Annotated in this window: 24 protein-coding genes and 1 tRNA gene; 12 read left to right on the top strand and 13 right to left on the bottom strand. The window is 38.9% G+C overall.

Features of this window, described 5'->3' with window-relative positions; translation table 11 throughout:
• Positions 1 to 127: 127 nt before the first annotated feature.
• From ACY45D_RS07580 to ACY45D_RS07565, 4 genes are all read right to left on the bottom strand, one after another.
• A complete protein-coding gene (locus ACY45D_RS07580) occupies positions 128 to 574 on the bottom strand; it encodes an antiterminator Q family protein (RefSeq protein WP_463109133.1) in 447 nt (148 codons plus the stop codon).
• Positions 575 to 810: 236 nt separating this feature from the next.
• Positions 811 to 3414, bottom strand: coding sequence for a phage/plasmid primase, P4 family (locus ACY45D_RS07575; RefSeq protein WP_463109132.1), 2604 nt, complete (start codon positions 3412 to 3414; stop codon positions 811 to 813).
• A gap of 5 nt (positions 3415 to 3419) precedes the next feature.
• Positions 3420 to 3623 carry a hypothetical protein gene (locus ACY45D_RS07570; protein ID WP_463109131.1) on the bottom strand — a complete coding sequence of 68 codons (204 nt, stop codon included), beginning with the start codon at positions 3621 to 3623 and terminating at the stop codon, positions 3420 to 3422.
• On the bottom strand, positions 3620 to 3889 hold the full coding sequence (locus tag ACY45D_RS07565; RefSeq protein ID WP_463109130.1) for a helix-turn-helix domain-containing protein: 270 nt from the start codon (positions 3887 to 3889) through the stop codon (positions 3620 to 3622). The genes ACY45D_RS07570 and ACY45D_RS07565 overlap by 4 nt, the downstream gene beginning before the upstream one ends.
• 132 nt (positions 3890 to 4021) lie before the next feature.
• On the opposite strand from ACY45D_RS07565, the gene ACY45D_RS07560 reads away from it, so the two are divergent.
• The 12 genes from ACY45D_RS07560 (at position 4022) to ACY45D_RS07505 (ending at position 14502) form a co-directional block, all read left to right on the top strand.
• Positions 4022 to 4633 (top strand): LexA family protein, encoded by a 612-nt coding sequence (locus tag ACY45D_RS07560; protein WP_463109129.1) that lies wholly within the window; start codon positions 4022 to 4024, stop codon positions 4631 to 4633.
• 151 nt (positions 4634 to 4784) lie between these two features.
• Entirely contained in the window at positions 4785 to 5225 is a 441-nt protein-coding gene (locus tag ACY45D_RS07555; protein ID WP_463109128.1) for a hypothetical protein, read from the top strand.
• A gap of 178 nt (positions 5226 to 5403) precedes the next feature.
• A complete protein-coding gene (locus ACY45D_RS07550) occupies positions 5404 to 6405 on the top strand; it encodes a DUF7666 domain-containing protein (RefSeq protein ID WP_463109127.1) in 1002 nt (333 codons plus the stop codon).
• Between the two features lie 3 nt (positions 6406 to 6408).
• On the top strand, positions 6409 to 7698 hold the full coding sequence (locus ACY45D_RS07545) for a DUF2800 domain-containing protein (RefSeq protein ID WP_463109126.1): 1290 nt from the start codon (positions 6409 to 6411) through the stop codon (positions 7696 to 7698).
• A gap of 15 nt (positions 7699 to 7713) precedes the next feature.
• Positions 7714 to 8286 carry a DUF2815 family protein gene (locus ACY45D_RS07540; protein WP_463109125.1) on the top strand — a complete coding sequence of 191 codons (573 nt, stop codon included), beginning with the start codon at positions 7714 to 7716 and terminating at the stop codon, positions 8284 to 8286.
• A gap of 58 nt (positions 8287 to 8344) precedes the next feature.
• Positions 8345 to 8671 (top strand): hypothetical protein, encoded by a 327-nt coding sequence (locus ACY45D_RS07535; protein WP_463109124.1) that lies wholly within the window; start codon positions 8345 to 8347, stop codon positions 8669 to 8671.
• 36 nt (positions 8672 to 8707) lie between these two features.
• Positions 8708 to 9529, top strand: a complete 822-nt coding sequence (locus ACY45D_RS07530; protein WP_463109123.1) for a DUF2303 family protein — start codon at positions 8708 to 8710, stop codon at positions 9527 to 9529.
• Between the two features lie 223 nt (positions 9530 to 9752).
• The gene (locus tag ACY45D_RS07525; RefSeq protein WP_463109122.1) at positions 9753 to 11816 is read left to right on the top strand and encodes a DNA polymerase; all 2064 of its coding nucleotides are present in this window, start codon (positions 9753 to 9755) and stop codon (positions 11814 to 11816) included.
• Positions 11817 to 11819: 3 nt separating this feature from the next.
• A complete protein-coding gene (locus ACY45D_RS07520) occupies positions 11820 to 12476 on the top strand; it encodes a hypothetical protein (RefSeq protein WP_463109121.1) in 657 nt (218 codons plus the stop codon).
• Positions 12477 to 12478: 2 nt separating this feature from the next.
• Positions 12479 to 12742 (top strand): PDDEXK family nuclease, encoded by a 264-nt coding sequence (locus ACY45D_RS07515; protein ID WP_463109120.1) that lies wholly within the window; start codon positions 12479 to 12481, stop codon positions 12740 to 12742.
• Positions 12739 to 14142 (top strand): SNF2-related protein, encoded by a 1404-nt coding sequence (locus tag ACY45D_RS07510; RefSeq protein WP_463109119.1) that lies wholly within the window; start codon positions 12739 to 12741, stop codon positions 14140 to 14142. Before ACY45D_RS07515 ends, ACY45D_RS07510 begins: the two co-directional genes overlap by 4 nt.
• A gap of 66 nt (positions 14143 to 14208) precedes the next feature.
• Entirely contained in the window at positions 14209 to 14502 is a 294-nt protein-coding gene (locus tag ACY45D_RS07505; RefSeq protein WP_463109118.1) for a hypothetical protein, read from the top strand.
• A gap of 8 nt (positions 14503 to 14510) precedes the next feature.
• On the opposite strand, the gene ACY45D_RS07500 is transcribed toward ACY45D_RS07505, so the two are convergent.
• The 9 genes from ACY45D_RS07500 to ACY45D_RS07460 form a co-directional block, all read right to left on the bottom strand.
• Positions 14511 to 15158 (bottom strand): hypothetical protein, encoded by a 648-nt coding sequence (locus ACY45D_RS07500; protein ID WP_463109117.1) that lies wholly within the window; start codon positions 15156 to 15158, stop codon positions 14511 to 14513.
• 31 nt (positions 15159 to 15189) lie between these two features.
• A complete protein-coding gene (locus ACY45D_RS07495) occupies positions 15190 to 16206 on the bottom strand; it encodes a tyrosine-type recombinase/integrase (RefSeq protein ID WP_463109116.1) in 1017 nt (338 codons plus the stop codon).
• Positions 16207 to 16426: 220 nt separating this feature from the next.
• A tRNA-Val gene (locus ACY45D_RS07490) sits at positions 16427 to 16503 on the bottom strand.
• 43 nt (positions 16504 to 16546) lie between these two features.
• Positions 16547 to 18550, bottom strand: a complete 2004-nt coding sequence (locus ACY45D_RS07485; RefSeq protein WP_463109453.1) for a transglutaminase TgpA family protein — start codon at positions 18548 to 18550, stop codon at positions 16547 to 16549.
• 14 nt (positions 18551 to 18564) lie between these two features.
• Positions 18565 to 19473 (bottom strand): DUF58 domain-containing protein, encoded by a 909-nt coding sequence (locus ACY45D_RS07480; RefSeq protein WP_463109115.1) that lies wholly within the window; start codon positions 19471 to 19473, stop codon positions 18565 to 18567.
• A gap of 12 nt (positions 19474 to 19485) precedes the next feature.
• Complete coding sequence (locus tag ACY45D_RS07475; protein WP_463109114.1) at positions 19486 to 20445, bottom strand: AAA family ATPase; 960 nt, start codon at positions 20443 to 20445, stop codon at positions 19486 to 19488.
• A 121-nt stretch (positions 20446 to 20566) separates the two neighbouring features.
• Entirely contained in the window at positions 20567 to 21586 is a 1020-nt protein-coding gene (locus ACY45D_RS07470) for a 2-dehydropantoate 2-reductase (protein WP_463109113.1), read from the bottom strand.
• Positions 21587 to 21807: 221 nt separating this feature from the next.
• Positions 21808 to 22110, bottom strand: a complete 303-nt coding sequence (locus ACY45D_RS07465; protein ID WP_089604887.1) for a YbdD/YjiX family protein — start codon at positions 22108 to 22110, stop codon at positions 21808 to 21810.
• A 45-nt stretch (positions 22111 to 22155) separates the two neighbouring features.
• The gene (locus ACY45D_RS07460) at positions 22156 to 24255 is read right to left on the bottom strand and encodes a carbon starvation CstA family protein (protein WP_463109112.1); all 2100 of its coding nucleotides are present in this window, start codon (positions 24253 to 24255) and stop codon (positions 22156 to 22158) included.
• Between the last annotated feature and the right edge of the window lie 685 nt (positions 24256 to 24940).

Below are 24940 nucleotides of genomic sequence, written 5' to 3'. Positions count from 1 at the left end.
TGTTTTCTACCCTATTAGAAAATAAAAAAGCGCACCATAGGCGCGCTTAATTTTGTGTGTTTCTCATAGACTTCGTCTACGATACCTGAAATATTGCATAATGCTGTCGACAAGTCAAATATTATTATTAATCAGTCAGCAAACTACGTAATTTAAAGCGAGTCGCAATTCGCACCGTACCGAGTAGCTTGTCGCGTTTAACTGCGTACATTGTCTTGTCATAGTGTTCTGCAATGTCCTCTTCGCTATATGCATCGACATAGTATTTAATGACAACCGTGAGCCATTGTTTAACCTTTTTGCTTTCTGTTTCAAGCAAATGGCTAAGCATATCTTCAACTGCCATTGCGTGTTGCTCGTTGATATTGCAACGAGGTAATGATCTTCTGCGTCGATCAATCTTCACGCCTTGTGCCATGTCTAAAATGCTTCCTAAACTGCAATGTGCGCTTAGGTCTTCGTAATGACTATCCTGAAGTAACCAAGCACCGTATTGCTCTAACCATTGCTCAAGTGTCTTTTGTTTCCAATCAATCGCAATTTGGAAATTCTTTCTTGTTTGTACCGCTTCCATAGTCACCTCAACTTTTCTCAACCCGCCAAGGCGGTTAAATTTTGCCGTTTTTGTGTAGGAGTGGCATTAGTGGCGTTTATTTTTACTTTTTCCAAAACTTTAAAATGTATATAAGAAATAATAGTTTTGAAAAAATGCCACTCAAACGCCACTAATGCCACTAAATTTCTTTAAAAATAACTTTAACCATGTAAAAAATTACCTATTCGCAAAATGCAACGTGTTCACCGCAAAAACTAATCTGCATTTTCTTGCTCATCCGCAAATTCTACGGATACTCGCACACGGATGCCTGCGTAACTTCTTACGCCAGCAGTCCCTTTAAATGTTTTAAATTTGCCACTTAAACGACGCCCTAAACTTCTTGCAGTCGGGATGTACTTTAATTCGCCCTTAGATTCCGCATATTGTTTCCAACTCACCCATAAGTTTTGAGAGGTCTCGCGAAAATCACCAAGCTCACAGCATTCATTGATCCAGTCTTTGAGCAAATCCATTTCGTCTTTATAATCGTCACGTGCCTTTTGGGATTTGCTATGCGGTTTCATTCCTTCGTTTTGATATTCAAGCGCACCGCGCACGAGCCAAGCCAATACCCCTTCAAGTTCATTTTTCATTTTGATTGATAAGAAAGGATCTTTGATAATGTTTGGATCTGTGTCGTAATTGCGCTCAAAAGGCAACATCATTAATCGACGCCATATTCCATAGTCATCGCCTTTGACAATGGGCTTATGGTTGGTCGGCATAACGACCGTCCAAGTAGGCACAAACTCGACGGACTGCTTACCATAGATACCCCGAGCCGTAATTTTTTCCCCACCTGTTACGGATTTAACCAAGCTTTCTTTGAGCTCTTGATTTTCTTCGGGCTCACTAACATAAACAAAGCGAGATCCACGCAAACGAACCAAGTCTTCACGCGCACCACCTGCATTGCCCTTGCCACCACCTAGAAATGTTTCAGCCGCTGCTGTTGTGGTGTAATCCCCTAAAGCTTTAGAAATGGTTGTGAATACTGTTGACTTACCGTTTGAGCCATCACCGAAAGGAATAATTAAAAGGTTTTCTACAGGATGTCCAAGCACTGCATACCCCATCAATCGACGAAAGAAATCAGCCATGCTTTGATCACCAAAGAAAGCATCAAGTACGGTTTTTTCAAATAATGGGCATTTAGCTTTAGGATTGTAATTAACCCCAGTGCTATAGGTAATAAGCAGATCTTGAGATGGTTTGATTAAATCCCCCGTACGTAGATCAATCGCACCATTGGCACATCCTAATAAATTAATATCACTATCTAACTCATTAAAAGGCGTTAAAACACGGGGGTCTGATTGTGCAAGTTTAACCATATTTGAAACCATGCCATGTTTTTGGCTCAGTGCACAGAATTGGTAGAACTCAGCTCTTTGCGTATCATCATCAATTTTCTTAGCTTCATCACCCATCGCAAGGATTGTTTGCTTGGCAAATTGCTCGATGACCTTATGCACACACGGCTCCCAATAAACAGCATTCCATCGATACCATTTTTCAGTTTCAGCAACGAACATAATCTCATTGCCGTAAGCATCGAGCATTCTTGAAGCATTACCAAATTCAGTCATCGGGCGTTTTTGAGCATCGTCCAATGCAATTTGGACTTTCTTACCGCCCATAGCGATATTGATTTCACGGTGATTAATCGTGAATTTAGTCAATTGTTTATATCGTTGGCGAATCAACCCTGCCAATTCATTGCGCAAAGCTAAATCTGTGCCTGCAACTTTGCCTGCTTCTTTCGCTACAACTTGAATTAAGACTTGAGCATCATCACATTCAATGATTTTTTGTTTTACATCTGCAAAGATTTTGCGCTTTTCAGCTCGAATTTTTTCCTGTCTTGATTCACGTCCGACTTTAAGTAACCAATGCGCAGTAACGATGGATTCGCCTGTTTGCTCGAAGGTACCCCAACGATACTCAATGTCTTCAAACGCATTGTAGTTACTTGCTGTTGAGCTCCAATCGTTCCAAAGTTGCAAAGCATCATCACTAGCAGCAAACTCATGATGCAAAGACATCCCCACACGTAACCAGGTGTCATAATCTTCATTGTCTATGTAATTTAAATATTTCTTAGCATCATCGATTTGCAAACCAATTGTTGCGGTAACCGTACTCAGGTAGTCATCATCATCAACCAATTCGCTTGATGTTTTTGTGCCAATGCGTGACTTGCTATTTTTGACACGGACAAAACCATGCTCAAGTGCCATTTGTTCAAAAGCATTGATCGCTTCTGCAATTTGTTCTTGAGTCAAAACAGTTAAAGCATCCGCTGAAAATTCGGCAATCCCCCCAAAGAAATCAACCCATTCATAGGGTTGATTGGTATCAGGGTGCGTATGGTAGGCAACGAATTGTTGTCCACGTCCAAGGACTTCAACCCGGTGCTTTGTGATTTCCTTAAAAGGTTTATTTGTATCTTCAGCGGAAGCAAACCAAGCCGAAGCGGATTTACCCCAGTTTGGATCCTCAGCGCGATAGACAAGTAAAATCTTAGGCGCACGTCCAATACGTTCACAGCAAATACCAAGGTGATCTCTACACCATTCTGCAAACTTCTCAGAAAGATCAGCATCGAGTACATCGATATCAATTGCGCATATTGGAAAAGGCCCTTGTCCTGTTAATACGCCAATACCGTGATTAGCATATTTAGGTAGGTCAGTTACATTGATACGGAAATTTTGCCATTCATCCATTACGGGGCGCTTCATACCCTGCTTTATTGGAATCAGCATATAGTGATTGGCGAGTAAGGTTTTACCGAACTCTTTGAAATAGTTCATTCGTCTTAACACCCCGCACAATCACAATTGCATTCAACAGCTTCAAGGGTTTCATGCAAATGCTCCCAAACCGTCCAAGCAATTTGCACATGCAATACGCGATAGGAATTTATACAGTGATCAAAGTCAAAAATCCGATCACCATGAATAATGCGTAAAGAAACATAGAAAGGCTGCTGCTTAAACCAAGTCTCGAAATCAATTTTCATAGGCTAGCACTTTCAGTAATTGTTAGATCTTCAAAGTCACCCTCAACATCGTAACGTTCAGGGTAAAGTAGCTCTAACTCTGTGATTTCAAAATTAAAAAAATGAACTAATTGTTCAGCCAGTTTTAAAGAGGGTTTTTGAATACCTTTTTCAATTCGAGATAAATTCCCAGGATCAGAAGAAACATAGTTTGCAACTTCAGCTAATGAATACTTTTTCAGGTCTCTAATTCGACGAAGCGGTGTCATTGTTTTCGCCTTTTTCATTTAATAACCAAAATATGTTGCACTAAACGCAACAAACAATCAAGTTTTGTTGTGCTGAAATTCATTGCGTTTAACGCAATATTAATAATAAAATTTCTCAACGGCATATCTACCAATTAAATAGGCATTAAAGTGAAGACTGAACTTGGCAATGCAATTAAAGAATTAAGAACAGAAAAAAAGATGAGTCAGGAAACATTGGGAAATGCAATCGGAGTTGATAAAGGAAACATTTCAAGATATGAATCGGGCAAACAATTTCCCGAACTTGATAAAGTAAGCTCTATAGCAGAAGCACTAGGTGTTGAAGTTTGGGAACTATTCGCTAAAGCTCAAGGATGTAATGTCTCAGAAGCAACTGATATTTATAGAGTCCCTTTAATATCTTGGGTTCAAGCAGGCAACTATGAAGACGTTTTCCTTAGCAGTTTAGATAATATTGAGCTTATTGAAACGACTTATAAACCAAGAAAACATACATATGCATTAAGGGTTGTCGGTGATAGTATGGAAACCAAATTCCCTGAAGGTTGCGTAATTATCGTTGAACCTGAAGAACAACCACATAATAAAAGTTTCGTAATTGTCACAGTTCAAGATAGTAACCAAGCAACTTTTAAGCAGCTGATTGACGATGAATCAGGTAAATATTTAAAGCCTCTAAACGAAAAATATCCTTTAATGCCCTTCCAACCTAGTACGACTTTTTGTGGTGTTGTTAAAAAAATGCAAATGGATGTGTAATTTTTAAAAATAAATAATATTAATATTCAACAGCCTGCTTTAAAAGCAGGTTTTTTTATGCAAAAAATTTAAATGTTGCACTTGACGCAACTCAAAGTTGCGATTAATTTATCTAAAATGTTGAGTTAAACGCAACTTTAGGATAGATACCATGAATACACGAGTAAACCCATCAATCGAAGAAATCCGCCATTCACTATGCCTTCAGCTTATCGGTGCAGGTGTAGTTGATTCAGACGCTATTGTGCACGCAGCCCAAGCCGTTGAAAACTTCATTTATAGCCGTGGTACAGCCAAAACGGATAAAACAATCGTTGAGCAAGCGAAATCAGAAGCAAAACGTGCAGCCAAAACACTTGAAGAAACAAGCACTGTGGTTCAAGAAGCTCAAACAGAAACCACTTCTGAACAAACCAAAGTTGAGCTTGCAGATATTAAATCCGCTTTGATGCGAGTTGCTAAAGCAGATCGCAATGCCTTCCAAGCGATTATGGCTAAGTGTAATGCCGAAAACATCACACAAATAAAAGAAGCTGATTACCCAACGGTAATGACAGAAGTAGAAAAATTCGAGGCTGACAATGCGCAATAACAAATTAGATCGAATTTGTGCCAAGCGCATTAAGTCACCTGACTTCGCGCAAAAGCCAAAATTCACACCGCTATTAACACGTAATGAAACCTTTGTATTTATAACCGCATTTTTAATTGCGCTTATTTTCATCTGTTTCAAAACATACACCACGTATTTTGCATAAGGAATAGGCAAAATGGACGAAAAGATTAATTCATTCAAAGGTTTTGATGCAAATCTACAATGCCGTGACTTTCAATATGAAATCGGGAAGACATACCACCACAAAGGTAAAGTCGAGGTTTGTGGTTCAGGTTTCCATGCTTGCGAATACCCTTTAGACGTATTCAATTACTACAGTCCAAGTAATAGCCGTTTTGCCACTGTAGAACAGTCAGGGGAATTAAGCCGTAAAGACAGCGGCGATTCTAAAGTATCAAGCCGTTCTATTACTGTAAAAGCAGAAATTGATATCCCTTTTTTAGTCAAGGCATCTATTGAATATACAACTCAAAAATGCGAGCCGATTAACGAAGAATCCCCAGCTTTTAGTGATAAAAACCGTGGGCAAGCAGTTGCAACTGGCGACAACTCTGCGAGTTCTGCAACTGGCGACAACTCTGCGAGTTCTGCAACTGGTTACAAGTCTGCGAGTTCTGCAACTGGTTACAACTCTGCGAGTTCTGCAACTGGCAACTGGTCTGCGAGTTCTGCAACTGGCGACAACTCTGCGAGTTCTGCAACTGGTTACAAGTCTGCGAGTTCTGCAACTGGCGACAACTCTGCGAGTTCTGCAACTGGTTACAAGTCTGCGAGTTCTGCAACTGGCAACTGGTCTGCGAGTTCTGCAACTGGTTACAACTCTGCGAGTTCTGCAACTGGCGACAACTCTGCGAGTTCTGCAACTGGTTACAAGTCTGCGAGTTCTGCAACTGGCAACTGGTCTGCGAGCCTAACGACAGGATATTTCTCAAACAGCCAAATTATTCAACAAGATAACGCATATGGTGTTGCGATCGCCATTGGTTATGAAAATAAAGCTCGTGCGCCTGAAGGTAGTGCAATTGTTTTAGCACACCGTGATGACAAAGGAGAAATTATCCATATTCGCGCATCAAAAATAGGCGAAAACAATCTTAAACCAAATACTTGGTATCAGTTAAATGATTCAGGTGAATTTGAAGAAGTGGAGGAATAATCCATGACCTCACACGCAAAATTAAGCCCTTCATCTGCACACCGTTGGATGCAATGCGCAGGAAGCATGATCTTAGAGAAAGGCATTCCTGATTCTAGCTCTGAGCATGCAGATGAAGGCACAGCAGCACATTTCCTTGCATCTGAATGCCTTGAACAAGGTAAAGATGCGACAGACTTTTTAAATCAAATCATTGTTGTATCTAAAGGGTCAACATGGTGGGCGCGTGAAACTGAAGCAGCGGAATCATCTTTTTTCACTGTCGATTTAGAAATGTCAGAAAACATTCAGATCTACCTTGATGCAGTTCGCTCTCAAGCCATTGGCAATGAACTACTTGTTGAACAGCGTGTAGATTTCTCATCATACATTGGCGCTGAAAATGCTTTCGGCACAAGCGATGTAATCATTCTCACTGAAGATGAAATTCAAGTTCACGATCTTAAATACGGTCGCGGTGTAAAAGTTAATGCTGAAGGCAATGAACAATTAAAACTTTATGCATTGGGTGCTTTAAATAACTTTGGTGCATTTGGTGACTTTAAACAAGTACGTCAAGTGATCCACCAACCGCGTTTAAATCATTATTCAGAAGAAGTGCGCACTGTCGAAGACCTTCTTGAGTTTGGGCGTGAAGCTAAATACCAGGTTGACGTTATTCGTAATCTTGAAGAAGGTCTTGATTGCGGAGATGGCGGTGCAATTGCGGATTTTGATATCTCATTTAATCCTGGTGAAAAGCAGTGTCAATGGTGCAAAGCAAAAGCCACATGCCCTGCGCTTGCTAAATATGTCCTAAATACCGTTGCAGGTGAATTTGATGATCTTGATACAGTAGATCTCAATGCACAGATCGATACGGCAACAGGTGAAGTGACGAACCTTGAAAACGACCGCCTAAGCAAATTTTTCAGTGCGATTCCATTGATTGAAGGATGGATCAAAGCGGTTAGCGGATTGGTGCATAACAAACTGCATCAAGGCGAAGAAGTTACAGGCTACAAGCTAGTCCAAGGTAAACAAGGTAATCGCGCTTGGTCAAATACAGAAGAAGCTGAGCAATTACTAAAGTCTATGCGCCTTAAAACGGATGAGATGTATGACTTAAAACTCATCTCACCGACTACAGCTGAAAAACTCAAAAAAGAAAAGATCATCGGCGTTCGCCAATGGTCAAAAGTTGAAAACCTCATCACACGTGCAGACGGTAAACCTACTGTCGTACCTGAATCTGATAAGCGCCCTGCACTTATCGTCAATCCCGAAAATGATTTTAACAATCTTGATGCTTAATAAGGAGCAATCACAATGAAAATTGCATTATCAAACGTACGCCTTGCCTTTCCTGCTTTATTCGAAGCAAAAACCGTAAATGGTGAAGGTGATCCAGCGTTCTCAGCTTCATTCATCTTACCACCTAACCACCCTCAAATTGCTCAAATCAAGCAATCGATGGAGCAAATTGGCAAAGACAAATGGGGCGCTAAATGGCCTCAAATCAAAAAAGAAATCGAAACCAAAGATCGTACAGCTTTACATGATGGTGACGCTAAAGCTGACTATGAAGGTTACGCAGGAAATTTATACATTTCTGCACGTAACAAAACCCGTGTGACTGTTGTTGACCGAGATAAAACCCCATTAGTTCAAGCAGATGGTCGACCTTATGCGGGCTGCTATGTAAATGCATCCATTGAACTTTGGTGCCAAGACAATAACTACGGTAAGCGCATTAATGCCTCTCTCCGTGGCGTTCAATTCTTAAAAGATGGTGAAGCATTCGCAGGCGGCGGTGTTGCATCTGAAGATGAATTTGACGATTTAGATGTGGGCGCTTCAGGTGCAGATCCTGATTTCGAAAATGACCCTGCATTTGCATAAATGCATCGCCCTAGGTAACTAGGGCAACCCTTTCCAATAAGTAAAAGGAAAAATAGAAATGAGCCAAAAATCAACAGATGTACCAAATTTTATTGGTGACCTAAATGCAGGTATTTTCGAAAAGCAATTAGGTGCTGTGCTTTCCGATGTTGCTGCAGGCGTTGTGCTTAACAACAAACAAGGTGAAGTTACCATCAAGCTGAAAATCAAACAGATTTCAGATACTCAACAAGTCAATGTGAGTCATTCAATTGACTACAAAACCCCGACTGCTAAAGGTCACCGTACTGAATTATCAGAAGGTGCTACCCCTATGCACGTGCTTAAAGGCGGTTGCATTTCACTTATGCCTGAACGCACAAACATGACCGATTACGTCGATTAATCGACTTCAATAACTTCATTACAGGGTAAATAAGAAATGGAACAAGCAACAGTACAAAAAATCGCAGATCTTGCCATTGCTGCTCAAAACGTAATGCCAATTCAAGTAGATAGCCAAGCATCTATTGCCATTATTCCGAGTAGCTTCAGTCTGCATAGCACTGAAAAATATAACGCAATGCGTGATCGTTTCCGCGGAATATTTTCAACGCTAAGCATCCAATCCTTTGTTGGTTATATCCAAGATCGCAAATTGCAGGATGTAAAAGCATTTATTTCTACAACAAACGGTTTAAAAGCTGAAGCAATTTTTAATCTAGGTGATGTCGTAGAAGCTGGACATGCTGACGATCTAGCACATCTAACTTTAGAAAAAAAACCTGAGTTTAAAGCGCTTGAACGTGCGGATGGTCAACGCTTTGAGCAACAAGCCCTTATTGATTGGTTAGATGATTGGGCAGAGTTTGTTTCTGCACGAACTGCTACTGGGGAAATAATTTCTCATGACAAAGCGATTCGCGCATTACGCAAAGTAAAAATCAATCGTGGGCATGAAGTAGATAGCGCTGTTCAGGATCTCGGATACAAAGCCAGTGTAACCGAGCAAGTTGAAGCAACGGGTGTAGATGAATTTCTACCTGACCACTTCACTATGTTCACTGAGTCATATAAAGGCTTAAAAGACAATAACCTAAAAATTTCAATTCGCATTTCCACAAAAGATGCAAACCCTACTTTCGTGCTTCGTTTCGTGGGTAAAGATGCGCATGAGCAACAACGTGCTGAAGAATTTATTGAACTTTTAGAAGATCAATTGACAGGTTCAGTTGATTTCTACCAAGGGCAATTTTCAGCTTAATAATTGAAGTGTGACCATGTTCCCAGTATGCCCCGCGCATTACTCGACAAGCTATGAGTGTTGAAACTGGAAAAAACCATAGCAGTAGATAACACATACTCCTATTCCCTGTGGGTGTCTACCGAGTGTCACTGCGTCAGTGTGACTTGTTTTGGAAAGTGAAGGTACAGCTGACCCTATGCGTTCACTTTACCAAAGCAAAATTTGCTAAGGATTATTTGAAATGCCCGATTTATACCTCGATCTCGAAACCTACTGCGAAACACCGATTAAAAATGGCACACATGCATATGCTGAAAATGCAGAAGTCATGGTATTCGCATGGGCTTTAGATGATGGTGAAGTGCATGTTGAAGATTTGACAACATATCCAAACATTTCACTTGAATTAAGCAACTTATTAAAAGACCAATCGGTAACTTTAATCGCTCATAACTCAGGCTTTGACCGTACCGTTTTACGCCATGCGTTTAAACAATACAATTTAGCAATAAACCGTTGGGAAGACACAATGGTTCAAGCATTGAGCCATTCCTTACCAGGTGGGCTTGATATTCTCTGTGACATTTTCAAAATCGATACGGATAAAGCAAAAGACAAAGCAGGCAAACAACTTATTCAATTGTTCTGTAAACCTCGCCCTGCTAATCAAAAAATTCGTCGTGCAACAAGCGAAACCCATCCTGTTGAATGGGCTCGTTTTGTTGATTATGCCAAGAACGATATTTTAGCAATGCGTGAATTGCACAAGAAAATGCCAAAGTGGAATTACAAAGGCACTGAATTAGCGCTATGGCATTTAGATCAACAAATCAATGATCGAGGCGTTTGTATTGATCTCGAGCTAGTTGAATGCGCCATTACAGCTGTAGACAAAGCGCAAAAAGGATTAGCAAAACGCACTAAGTCATTGACCGATGGTGAAGTGGAAGCAGCAACCCAACGAGATGCAATGTTAAAGCACATACTCGAGGTTCACGGTGTATCACTCCCTGATATGCAAAAAGCCACTTTAGAACGTCGATTAAATGACGAAGCTTTACCACTTGCAGTCCGTGAATTGCTTGCCATTCGTTTACAAGCATCAACCACCAGTACAGCTAAATACAATGCGCTTTCTAAAGGTACCAGTTCAGATGGTCGTTTACGTGGGACTTTGCAATTTAATGGGGCGAGTCGTACTGGACGTTGGGCGGGTCGATTATTTCAACCGCAGAATTTACCCCGCCCTGCACTTGCTCAAAATGAAATCGATCAAGGCATTGAGGCATTAAAACTCGATCTTGCTGACGTATTTTTTGACAATGTTATGGAACTTACATCTTCTGCAATCCGTGGAGCAATTTGTGCACCTGAAGGCAAAAAGCTTGTTGTAGCCGACTTATCCAACATTGAAGGTCGTGCATTGGCATGGCTTGCAGGCGAAACATGGAAAATCAAAGCCTTTTATGATTTCGATGCGGGTAAAGGACACGACCTTTATAAATTGGCATATGCCAAGTCCTTTAGCGTATCCCCTGAAGATGTGGACAAGGAACAACGCCAAGTCGGTAAGGTTCAAGAACTAGCATTAGGTTATGAAGGCGGTGTCGGTGCATTCCTTACTTTCGCTGCCGCTTATGGTTTAGATCTTGATGCAATGGCTGAACAAGCTTTTGAAGGTATTGAGCCATCAATCATGAACGAAGCAATTCGTGCTTGGGAATGGCACAAGAAAGAACATCGTACGACATTTGGGCTTAAAAAGAAAACATGGCTTGTATGTGATTCATTTAAACGTTCATGGCGCTATGCGCATCCAAATATTTTTGCTTGGTGGTCAGAGCTCAAACAAGCGGCAACCAACGCCCTGCAAAATCCAAATACACCGTTTAAATGCCGAAAAGTTGATTTTATCAAAAAAGGCTCTTGGCTTTTAATTCGCCTCCCTTCTGGTCGTTTCCTTTGCTATCCAGGTGCGAAAGTTGAAGACGGCAAAATTTCTTATATGGGCAATAACCAATACACACGTAAATGGGAACGCCTTTATACCTATGGCGGCAAATTTGCCGAGAACATTACGCAAGCTGTATCTCGTGATGTGCTTGGACACAACATGCCAAGCATTGACGATTCAGATTATGAAATGGTTTTAACAGTTCACGACGAAGTGATTACTGAGGCGCCTGATCTACCTGAATTTAACCCTGAACATTTATCAAGCCTGCTTGCTACAAATCCAGTTTGGGCGAGTGATTTGCCATTGGCGGCAGCAGGCTTTGAATCTTATCGATATAAAAAGGATTGATTTATGACTGCTTATAGAAACCGAAACCGTATTGCTACCAATCCTGTAGCAATCAACGAATATAAAAAAGGAATCAATATGGAAAACTTTGATATTGAAGTACCAATGCAACTACTTGATGCTGCACTTATTTGTACTGCAAAAAGTGATGTTCGCTTTTATTTAGAAGGAATCGCTTTTGATGACGGGCATATCGTGTCTACCGATGGGCACCGTGGTTTTGCATGCGTAATTGAAGGATTAGATAAAGAAGCACCACAAATTATTATTCCTGCAAATGCAGTTCGTTATTTCTTAAAAAAAATATCAACCAAAGAACGCAGTCTTATTTGCAAACTTAGTGTCGACTTAAAAAATAAAAAAGGCGAATTACGCTTTGCCGATTCTGTCGAATCTTTCAATTTGATCAATGCAAAATACCCAAATTGGCAACCAATATTCCCAAACCGTTTGGTTGAAGGCGTCAACAACGACGATTACCCACAATTCAATTGGGCATATCTCACTGATTTTCAAAAAGTGCAAAAAGCACTTGGCGGTTCGGGTAAAGAAGGAGGTGTAATGCTTTACCCTACTGGCAAAAATACTGCTGCTGTTATTGGTTTTGAAAAAACAGGTTTCAACCATGCCAAAGGCGTGGTCATGCCGATACGCTCATAAATATGCGTGAATCAAAAATTGAAACATACCTAGTGCAACGAGTTAAAGCACTAGGTGGTGAAGTTAGAAAAGTTAAGTGGATTGGTCGTAACTCTGCCCCTGACCGTATCGTGATGTTACCTGATAATTCATTTTGGGCAGAGTTAAAAGCAACAGGCGAAAAACCAACTAAAGCCCAAATTCGTGAACATGAACGCATGCGCAAAATGGGTCAGCAAGTTGAAGTTATAGATAGCTTAGAACGAATTGAGGAGTTATTGGGATGACAGCTAAACCATTTATTCCCCATACATACCAAAATGCAATGATCAGTCACATGATTGATCATCCACGTTGCGGAGTCTATGCAGGAATGGGTACAGGAAAAACATCCTCTGCCCTAACTGCATTAGAAATTCTTGAGGCTTTCGAACCAGGTCCTGCTTTAGTTGTTGCTCCTTTACGTGTTGCAGCAACCACATGGCCCGATGAAGCGAAGAAATGGGAACATCTAAAAAATTTCAAAGTTGTGGCTGTAGTCGGTACACCTGAACAACGCCTATATGCCTTGAAACAGAAAGCGAGCGTTTACACCATTAATTATGAAAACTTGCCTTGGTTAGTCGCACACTTTGGTACGCAATGGCCTTTCACCAAAATCGTTGCAGATGAAAGCACAAAGCTAAAAGGATTTCGCATTCGTCAAGGATCAGTACGTACACGTGCTTTAGGCAAGGTTGCTCACACCAAACTGGTTGATCGCTTTATTGAGCTGACTGGAACACCTGCACCCAATGGATTAAAAGACTTATGGGGGCAAGCATGGTTTCTTGATCGAGGACAAAGATTAGGTACCAGTTTTAATTCTTTTATTAGTCGTTGGTTTCAGCAAGTACAAGTTGGCGCAGATCGTAATGCCGTACAGCTTATCCCATTTGCGCATAGCCAAGCGGAGATACACAACAAGCTTCAAGACATTTGTATCAGCATTGAAGCTAAAGATTATTTTGATATTAAAGAGCCAATTGTAAACGTCATTGAAGTAGAACTGACAGGCAAAGCAAAAAAAATCTACAAAGAAATGGAACAGGAAATGTTTATTGAACTTTCAGAATCCATTGAGATTGAAGCTTTTAATGCTGCATCAAAAACGATGAAATGTTTGCAGATTGCTTCAGGTGCGATTTACACCGATGAAAATGGATCATGGCAAGCAATTCATGATTTAAAAATTCAGGCACTTGAATCCATTATCGAAGAAGCTTCGGGCATGCCTGTTTTAGTTTCTTATCACTTTAAAAGTGACCTTGCTCGATTGCTCAAAGTATTTCCTCAAGGTCGCCACTTAGATAAGGATCCGCAAACAATTCACGATTGGAATGCAGGGAAAATCCCTGTGCTGTTTGCACATCCTGCAAGTGCAGGTCACGGACTGAATTTGCAAGACGGTGGGAATATTTTAGTTTTCTTTTCGCATTGGTGGGACTTAGAACAATATCAGCAAATTGTTGAACGTATTGGCCCAACACGTCAAGCACAAGCGGGATATGACCGCCCTGTTTATCTACATTTTATTGTTGCCAAAGACACTATGGATTCGGTGGTCATGGAACGCAGAGAATCAAAGCGCGAAGTGCAGGATTTATTAATGGAAGCAATGAAACGCAAAGGAGTTGCGCCATGTTAATGATTTTAATAGCGGATTGGCTGACTTTAAATTTAATTTTAGCTTTGCACTGGGAGATTATTTGAGATGAACAAATACATAGTTGTCATTGAATCCGACAAACCGCCTCAAGTCTTTCTTGGTGATCATTTTGCAGGTGGGAAAATAGTAGAGCTTAAAGCTGAAGAATTGCCGAATCGCGTAACTGCTGCTTGGCTTGCTCAACGCTTTAATTTATCGCGCAAAACCATTATTGAAAAAGTTGGGCCATTAAATAAGGGCGATCAAAACAAACACCTGTATGACCCTAAAGAAGTCATGCCCTTACTTGAAAATCTACATATTACAGCATCGAAACGTGGTGCTAGACGTAAGAATTAGAAAAGGGCTTATTGCCCTTCAAGTTCTTTATTATATTCCAAAATTTCTTTTTGTAATTTTAATGTAATATTTTTTACAATTTTTAGGAATTCTATTTGGACCCGACTAGATACAATATTCATATAAGCATCTTCAAAATTCTCATTAGGATCCTTTTCTAAAAAGATAGTATATATTTCAATAATTTCATCACTGTACTTTCTTAATTCAATTTTATGAAGCCTTTCTCTGTCATTTTTTGATAAGTCATTAAAATTTATTGAATAAATATGTAAGAAATCAGATAGGTTATCTAAATTATTTAATACACATGCTTCCAAACACAAATATTCAGCAATATATTCCTCTTTTTTAGAATCCCAACCCTCTTTAGGTATTAAATCAAGATGGGTTTTAAATTTATAGTAAGCTACTCGAAACTCTCTAATTTGGAATAATATATCTTTTCGTTCCTCTAGCATTTTTTGAGCCCTATAAGGCTCTCTCCAATTGTCGTACAATAAGAATGCTGCAAACGCCGCAAAGAAAGTTGCGGATGCAGATAAATAATCTACATCAATATTGAAAGCATCTTTAATTATTATTGCGACAATCAAACATGTCAAAAAAATTAAAACTGCATATAAAAGTATTGTAATAACGCTATGTTTTTTCATGTAATAAAAGCCCCTTGTTATGGGGCATATTTTAAGCAGCATTCAACATTTTTGCTATCTCTGAAGCTGTTGGATTGTAATAAGTATTCACTAAAACATTAATTGTCTTATGACCTGTTACTTTCGCTAATATCTCTACTGGTAGCTTCTGATTATTCACCATACGTGTAATTGCTTCATGGCGTGTATCGTGAAAAGTAAACTGACCACTTAAATCGGTACGCTTCAAATTCCTTTGCCATAAAAGCCTAAAAGAATTTGAACTATGTGGAATCAAATAATCATCACGGCTCACCAATAAATCTAAAAGCTTACGTGCTTTCTGAGACAACGGAACGTCACGAGAAGTACCGTTTTTGGTTTCAGGTAAATGCACATAATCATCGTGTATATGCTCTCGCTGAATACCTAGAATCTCCCCTTTACGCATCGCTGTTTCAAGAGCAAATAAGAACGACCAAGCGATATAGTGTGCAGGAGTACTTGGAACCATATTTTCATGGTAATGATCTAAACCACGTAAGATCTTATCAATCTGAGATTGGTTAATACGGTTTTGTCTTGATTGAGGCTTAGTGGGTTTCTTAACAAGATTAAAGGGATTGGATTGAATAAGGAAAACTTCACGGACAGCGAAAGTAAACACAGAAGATCCCAGACTCATTTCTTTATGTAGCGTACCGGGTTTAACTTGCTTTAAACGTCTTTCACGGTTTTCGGTGATTAGTTTAGGTGTGAGATCGTGGATAGAGATATAGGTTAATTCGCCATAATAACGATCAAGCCATTTGATGTGATTTTTTATATAGGTTTTAGATTTGGTGAATTGTCCTACTTTATCGTAATAAAGTTCGAATAATTGTTTTAAGTTGATTTTAGGTTTGTCTAGATCCTTGAGTTGCTTTTCGTACTCAAGCTGTAATTCTAGAAGTCGTTTGTGTGCCCAAGCAATGCACTCTTCTGAAGTATCTCGAGTTGCCGCATCACGGAGATGTTTGTACTTGACTTGAATACGCCAAGCATTGCCACGTTTGACAGGTTTTTGCATATTAATAAACTCTCAATATTTGGGGCCGTAATTCGGGCACCATTTCTATTAGAGACACATACACATCTCAAAAATGGCGCCCGAAAGCGAAATATAAAGCAGTTTTTAATGCAAATTTTGAGTATTTTGATTACTCAAAGCTGACCTATTTGGCATAAAAAACAGGGCGAAATCATTACAATTTCACCCTTATATTATTGATTAATATCAATAAAAATCTTGGTAGGTATAAGCAGACTCGAACTGCTGACCTCTACGATGTCAACGTAGCGCTCTAACCAACTGAGCTATACACCTAAGTGACAGCGATAATATGCATTTTTTTAGATTCTGACAAGCCTTATTTACGTTGCTTTAGCACATTCGCACACTCTTTAAGCAAATTTTTAAACTTTTTAATATCTTGTTGATTTTCATCAGCTAAATAAACAAGGTTTTGAAAATACCGATTGGCTTCCTCAAAAATCTCTTTTTGCTGAGTTTGATCTGCCAAACGCTGCATCCACTGTTGAAAAGTTTCCGATTCTTTTTTTTGATCAACGAAATCTAGTTTTTTATTAAATTGGAACAACACATATTCAATTTTAGACATTTGCCGAATCAATAGAAACTTAGAAACTCCCCAATAGGTCAAAAGCAATCCTAAAATTCCAAATATTAAAATGAGCGCATAACTATAAGTGGATGTGAGTCCGAGTTTTTTTAGCCAACTATTTTGTTTATCGGCATCATAACCTACCACTTTACTTTGCCATTGGAAACTGGCGTAGTCGCTCCAAATACGTAACGTTCTGAAAACTGAAGAATGTTGTAAACGTAAATTTGAATAGCTTGCATCACCAAAGATTGCATTATTATCATTCATAATATTCTGCATTCCTTGGTCTATACGCATTGGTGCGATAATTGCCGTTGGATCAACACGTTGCCATTGACCTCGTTGGTAAACTTCCGCCCAAGCATGCGCATCTAATTGACGAACTTCCCAACTTTGACCATCAGGTGCTAATTCCCCGCCTTGATATCCCGTGACGACTCTGGCAGGAATTCCAACGTAGCGCATTAACAAAACAAAGCTAGATGCATAATGTTCACAGAAGCCTTGTTTAGTTTGAAATAAAAATTCATCTACGCGATTATCGCCCAGTTTTCCCGGTGCTAATGTATAAACAAAATTCTCTTTTTTATACCAATTTAAAATATTACGAATATATAGTTCAGGATTGTTTTGACTGTGTTGATACATCAATTGTGCAAATTTTTGCCCTTGTGGATCACTTTTTAAAGGATAATCCAAACTATTCCTCAACATCGTTTGTGTAAGACCTTCTTGTTGTGTCTCAACAATTCCATTGCCAATCCATTGTAATTGAATCGGTTGTGTCCGTTGCACTAAACGTCTTGGGGTAATTGACCAATCTTCATGTAAAGTAAATCGTTGTTCAATTGGAACTGATTTTTCCAGTCCCGTAATCCATTGTTGACTTGGATCACTGGCTAAATATTGATAACGAAATCCTTCACGATGCCCTGTGATCGCTGAAGAAGATTTATCTCGTTTATTGATAAAATCACTGGTCCAAGTCGTACCATCATAATGGTCTAAAACCAACGCTCTCCAATATAATTCATTACGATTAGGTAACTGCTTCATATCTGCAATCACGCGAAACGCCAAGGCACTTGATTGCGATAATTCAGCAATATCACCGGGAGACATCGTATCACTTAGACCTGTTACGGCTTTATTATTGGGGATTGGAATTTGCCAAAGCGGTGGCAAGCGTGGAAAAAATAGAAACAGTAAGATAAAAAATGGTAAAGCTAAGCCAATAAATTTTAAAATATGAAATGAATCATTTTTGAGTGATTGTAAAACAGGTTGTTTAGTTTGAAAATGTGCTGTTTGCACACGATATAAACCGATTAAACAACTGACTAAACAACACAGCACCAACAATGCCATCCAAAAGGCTTGTGAATGTAGAAATAGGCTTGCACTCACAAATAAGGCAAAGTTAAATAAAATAATAAAATCACGTTTAGACTTGGTCTCTAAGGCTTTGGCATATAAAAATGTAGAGAGAACTGCAGTTCCTGCTTCTACGCCTAAAAAAGTTTGAGTATCAAAGTAAATAATCACCAATGCGATTAGCGCAAAAATTAATTTTGGGTATTTGGGGAAGTCTGAAATTTCGTGTTTATTTTGTTTTCTGTAAAATAGGCCTAATCCAATAATATTGCTTAAAAATAAAATAGATAATGCAATGGGTATATATGCAGCTTGAGCGACCAAGATCAAACTCAGCACCAATAAGATTGAAATTTGAATTGATTTATTCATCATCAACTCTCCAATTAAGCCTGAGCCAATAATGTTTTGATATGAATATAATGTTGCTCACCTACGCCATTTTCAGTCTGTGCATGCGGTAAAATAACGCTATAAGGTATTTGAGAATGCTCACATTGATCAACCAATTCCATCATGAAGCATAGTTTTTCTTCATGGTCTGCACTTGGCATTTTACTGTATTCAATTTGCATAACATGCGTGTCGACCAAATCTTCAAATTGTTTGACGAATAAGCCTTGTCCTCGCGCAGCTTGTTTCCATGAAATACTTTGCAATGAATCACCCAGTTTAAATGTTCTAAGTTCCTTAAATTCATCTAAGTCAGGTTCACCTGTATTCGAGTAACTTTGTAAACTCTGTGTAAATGCTTTGGCTTGTGGGGCAACCCAATAGATGTCAGTGAGATAAATATAAGTCCAAGCTCTGACAAGTCCTAAAGGATAAGTTGAATATATTTGAATCGGTGGAATCTCAAATTTCCCACGTTGCTCTGGAATAAACACGAGTTCAAAGCTTTGCTGCTTTTCTTCAAATAAAAAGGGATGTATTTGATCATTGGTTTTGAAATTTAAATATTTAGGTGTCAGTCGATCTTGTTGTAAAATGATTTTAACTTTAAAAGCCTCTCCGACTTTACCCACTTCATCTACAACGACTTGCATGGTTATGCCATGTAACTGTTTAAAACTTAGATAAAAACTGATACATAAAATTGCACTTATGAGGAAGCAAAAACCCAGAATTAAGTTATTGGCATAATTAATACCCGCAATAAAGGTGATCAAAATTAAAACAAGATATAAATAACCTTGCTGATAAATAAAGACCAACACCTCATTTTGTTTTAGCGTACGCATACCAGTATAGCGAAATCGCAGATGCAACCAACGCACAAATCGTTTTCTGAGCATGATCGATCCCTATTAACCTTTTACAGGAACTTTTTGCATCAAGGCTAAGGTTTCAGATTCACCTAATCCAATACGATGAGACACAACTGCAACAAATACCGCTTGCACATCATCTGCAATTACAAATTGGCGCCTTTCAACCAAAGCATAAGCTTGCGCCGCTTTTTTAAGCGCAAGTAATCCTCGTGTCGATAGACCATGACGACCTTTTCGAGTTTCTTCTGTTAAATCAAGTAAGTAATCATAAACAAGCTCATTTACTGCAATTTGATTCACATTACGTTGTAATTGCAATATTTCTTGTTGTTCGAATATCGATTGCAGTTGTGTGATCAGTTCATGTCGTGAATTTTGCTGTAAAAGTAATTTTTCAGCAGAACGTGATGGATAACCTAAAGACAATCGCATAATAAAACGATCGAGTTGTGATTCAGGTAAACTATAGGTTCCACTTTGAAAAAGTGGATTTTGTGTGGCAATCACCCAAAATGGTTTCGGCAATTCATAACGAGTACCATCGACAGTGACATTCCCCTCTTCCATCGCTTCAAGCAAAGCACTTTGAGTCTTTGGACTGCATCGGTTAATTTCATCTGCAAGTAAAATTTGAGAGAAAATAGGCCCTTGTTTAAACTCAAATTGATGTTCTTTTTGATTGAACATATTGATACCAATCACATCACTCGCAAGCATATCATTGGTAAATTGAATACGTTGAAAATCTAAGCCTGCTAAGCGAGATAAGCTGCTGGCCAATGTTGTTTTACCTAACCCCGGTAAATCTTCAAATAACAAATGCCCGCCAGCCAAAAGGCTACATAATGCAAGCTTGGTTTGCTGTTCTTTATCGAGGATGATTTGGTTAATTTGTTTGAGGAATTCATCAAGTTTAGGGTAATAACGCGTAAGTTCTTGTTGAGAAACCGACTCATTTTCTAGAGATGCTGTTTGCTGTGTTGTTCCCCAAATCACCTTTTATTCCCCAATAAAAATTCTATGTATAGCGTTAACATACACGCTTTTAAAGAATACTCAAAGATGATCATTATAAATATTAAATCCCGTCACTGCTTGATAATAGCTTCCGCTAAAGTCACGTTTTAGCTACAGATTCTAATTGGTCCTTTAAAGCATCTGCACTGATTGAAAACTTTTTTGGCATTTTTTCAGCCTGTTTAATTAACTGTATAAGCTTTTCATTGATCGGCGCACGTCGTCCACTCTGTTCAGCTAACTTTACAACTTCCCCATTAATCCAATCCACTTCTGTAGCACGTCCCATCATTAAATCATCTTGCATTGATGATCGAGCCAAAGGATCGATTTCCAACATTTTACGGCTTAATAATTTAAACAATGGATTGGGTAAACTTAGCAGCTTCGGAATCCAACCTGTAGGAACTGCTGTTAATTTTGCTGTTTTGATTTGTGCAAAATCAAGCAAATCTAGGGTTTCTTGCTGTGCCATCGCCACACATTGACGATATGCGCGAATAGATAATTGTTGTTTGAGTGGTAACTTTGATAAGGCATTGATTGAATTATTCAAATTTAGTAATAGCTTCGCCCATTGAATAGCCAACATGTCCTGCTCAAATACGATTTCTAAGTTCGCTTTTTTAAAAATAGCTTCCAAAATAGCTTGGTTGGAATATTGCTTAACACTTACAGCACCAGATGTTCCTTGATGATAATGCCCATTTCCTAGAGCCGCGACATTAAAAGGCACCATCCCTTCTAGAATAGTCAGCCCTTGTAAAATCTTTTTTAAAATTGGAACATTACTCAAGCCATTTTGAAAACTAATGATCAGCGGTATTTTTTGTCCTAAGTGTTGCTTTAATTCATGCGCAACTTGTTCGGTTGCCGCTGATTTCACACAGACAAAAATTACATCTGCATCTATAATCTTTTTAATATCCGTTGTTTGTTTCAACTCATTCGGCGCAAGTTTAATATTTCCACCCAAATAATCAGTTAACTCTAAACCAAATTGAGAAAGTTCCTGATAGATACGTGGACGAGTGATGAAAGTAACATCATTGCCTGAAGCAGCTAATTTCCCACCTAGATAGCAACCAATATTTCCTGCACCATAAATATAAATTTTCACAAAACTTCCTTTTTCTATGAGAGGCTCACTATATCGTGGATATCAATCAAAAACTGTCGGATACATGACAATTACTCGTTTTCAACATCCATCAATTGATAAATTTTATTGATAATCAACATTATATATAATTATTTTATTCATGAATCACTAAGCTAGATTTATATCTACCCCCAATAAAAAACGACACCGAAGTGCCGTCTTTCAATCCATAATCTACATCAACAAGGACATTTCTTCATCGTACCGCCTGCTGTTGGATAACGTGCATCCACGCAATAACGGTGAAACGTCTTTTCATCCATTACATCAACATCAGGATGATGCTTTTTCATATGTTCCACATAATTTTCATAATCTGGAACACCGACCATCAATCGGAAGCTTTGCTGTAACCGCTGCCACAAAGTTGCAATTCTCGACCAATTCTTTGGCGAAAAAATTAAGTCTTTTTGCGACATGATGGTCATCTTGATGATTTTATAAATCACCGTTTTACCACCTTTGGCGAATCTAAGATTCATCTTACTCACCTCACTTTATTTCTTGCAAAAACATATCGCAAAATATCAATGTGACTTAGAAACAGAAACTTCTTCAGGATCTGCATACACAGCTGGCGCTTCATTTACCGTTGGAACTGGGCTTGCCAATGCACGACGAATGACACCAATCGCAGCAAAAACCATTACAATTGCCACAATCATAAAGAATGCGCAAAGCGCAGCATTAATTTGATTTGATAATACAATCGTTTGCATTTCTTCAAGTGTTTTAGCTGGTTTTAAAATCTCACCTTTAGCAATCGCAGCAGAAAACTTATCTGCTTGAGCCAAGAAACCAATTTTTGGATTTTCATGGAAGATTTTTTGCCAACCCGCAGTCATACAGGTGATGATTAAGAAAATTGTTGGGACAATGGTCACCCAAACATATTTCTCTTTTTTCATCTTGAATAAAATCACTGTACCCAAGATCAACGCCATGGCAGCAAGCATTTGGTTACCAATACCAAATAACGGCCAAAGACTGTTGATACCACCTAGAGGATCGACGACACCTTGATAAACAAAGAAACCCCATCCTGCCACAGCAACTGCGGTACCTATCATATTGCCGACAAAATTGTGCGAATTTTTAAGTGATGGAACAACGATACCCACGGTATCTTGAACCATAAAACGACAAGCACGTGTTCCTGCATCAACTGCAGTTAAGATGAATAGAGCTTCAAAAAGAATTGCAAAGTGATACCAGAACGCCATCATTGAACGGTTATTGAAAATTTCCGTAATGATATGTGCCATACCAATTGCAAAAGTTGGCGCACCACCCGTACGTGAAAGAATTGTTGTTTCACCTACTTCTTTTGCCAATAAAGCCAATGTTTCAGGTGTTACAACAAAGCCCAGTGTACGAACAGCTTCTGCAGCACTTTCAACCGTTGTGCCTAAAACAGCAGCAGGTGCATTAATAGCAAAATACACACCCGGTTCAAGTACAGTCGCACAAATCATTGCCATAATGGCAACAAATGATTCCATTAACATGCCACCATAACCGATGACACGAATATTCACTTCGTTATCAACCAATTTAGGCGTTGTTCCAGAAGACACTAAAGCATGGAAACCTGAAATAGCACCACAAGCAATGGTAATGAATAGGAATGGGAACATTGAACCCGCAAAGACAGGACCCGTACCATCAACAAAATGAGTTACTGAAGGCATTTTCAGCATTGGCATTGCAACCATAATACCGACTGCAAGTCCTGCAATTACCCCGATTTTCAAGAAAGTAGATAAATAATCACGTGGCGCTAACAACAACCAAACAGGTAAAACTGAAGCGACAAAACCATAAATGATCAAAGCCCAAGTCAGTTGAGTACCTGTTAATGTGAAAAATGGCCCCCAATATGGATCAGCAGCAACATTACCGCCATAGACAATTGCCGCCATCATCAAGACAAAACCAATGATCGAAACTTCAGCAATTTTCCCTGGACGCAAGTAACGCATGTAAATACCCATGAACAACGCGATCGGTATCGTCGCTGCGATGGAAAATACTCCCCATGGGCTATGTGCTAATGCTTTGACAACAACCAATGCCAATACTGCAAGGATAATAATCATTACCCCCAAAGCACCAAGCATGACAACTACACCTGCGAATGAACCCAGCTCTTGCTTGGCCATTTCGCCCAATGAGCGACCATCACGTCGTGTTGATATAAACAATACCAAAAAGTCTTGAACAGCACCTGCGAGTACGACACCGACAAGTAACCAAATCGTACCGGGTAAATAACCCATTTGTGCAGCAAGAATAGGCCCGACTAATGGCCCAGCACCTGCAATTGCAGCAAAATGGTGTCCAAAAAGCACATATTTATTGGTCGGCACATAGTCTAATCCGTCATTTAAACGATGTGCTGGGGTTAATCGTCTAGGGTTTAGCTCAAATACTTTGTTGGCGATAAATAAACTATAAAAGCGATAAGCAATGCTATATACACAAATTGCTGCAAGGACTAACCACACAGCATTGACATGCTCGCCCCTACTTACAGCCAGTATCCCAAATGATACTGCGCCGATGATCGCCACAATCACCCATATAAGCTTTGAGAGGGGTGATAATTTCGTTTCAATACTTTCCATAAATACCTCTCATCTTGATAACAAAAGCAATTCCTTTGTTCTTATTTACCTAAACTCATTTCCATGTGACTCTTTCCTTGGCAACTGTACTCCTCATATTGTTGTTTTCATCTAAGACTTTGGAATAAAAATTGATTTGAATATGTACATTTAGCATGACAATTGCATGACTTAAATATTTACACTGTTATTTTTATAATTAAATTGTATTCCGACTTTTTGACTCTACTATTTATTTTTTAATCCCGATCTAATACTTTGGTCGTAATACACATTCATTTTTATCAGTTTTTCATCGTTTATTTTTCAATCAATACTTGAATAGTTTTCTACTTCTTTGTGTTTAAAAGCTTTGTCTAATTTGAAATCGGTAAATATCTAACAGCTCAAGAGATTTTTAATGCACTTACTTCATATTCAAAGAAATATCAGAAAATAAATTATGGAGGGATGGACGAATAAAAATACACAGAGGATGAACTACAGCGCATAGCTTAACGTTGTTGAGATTGGTGTGTTATTGGGACTTGGGTAATGTCAGGATTAAATATCTAAGAATTTTTATTTTTGATTATTCTGAATAATACATAAAGAGTGAGAATCTGAGGTTGATTGCTCAGCTAGTCATAAGCACTTAGCACCAACAATAATATGGGAAAACATCAGTGATCAAACGCTGAATATG

It is taken from the genome of Acinetobacter sp. BZX-2, from assembly GCF_055179795.1.
The sequence above is the reverse complement of the archived record's forward strand: the minus strand, read 5'-3'. Positions and strand labels throughout refer to the sequence as shown.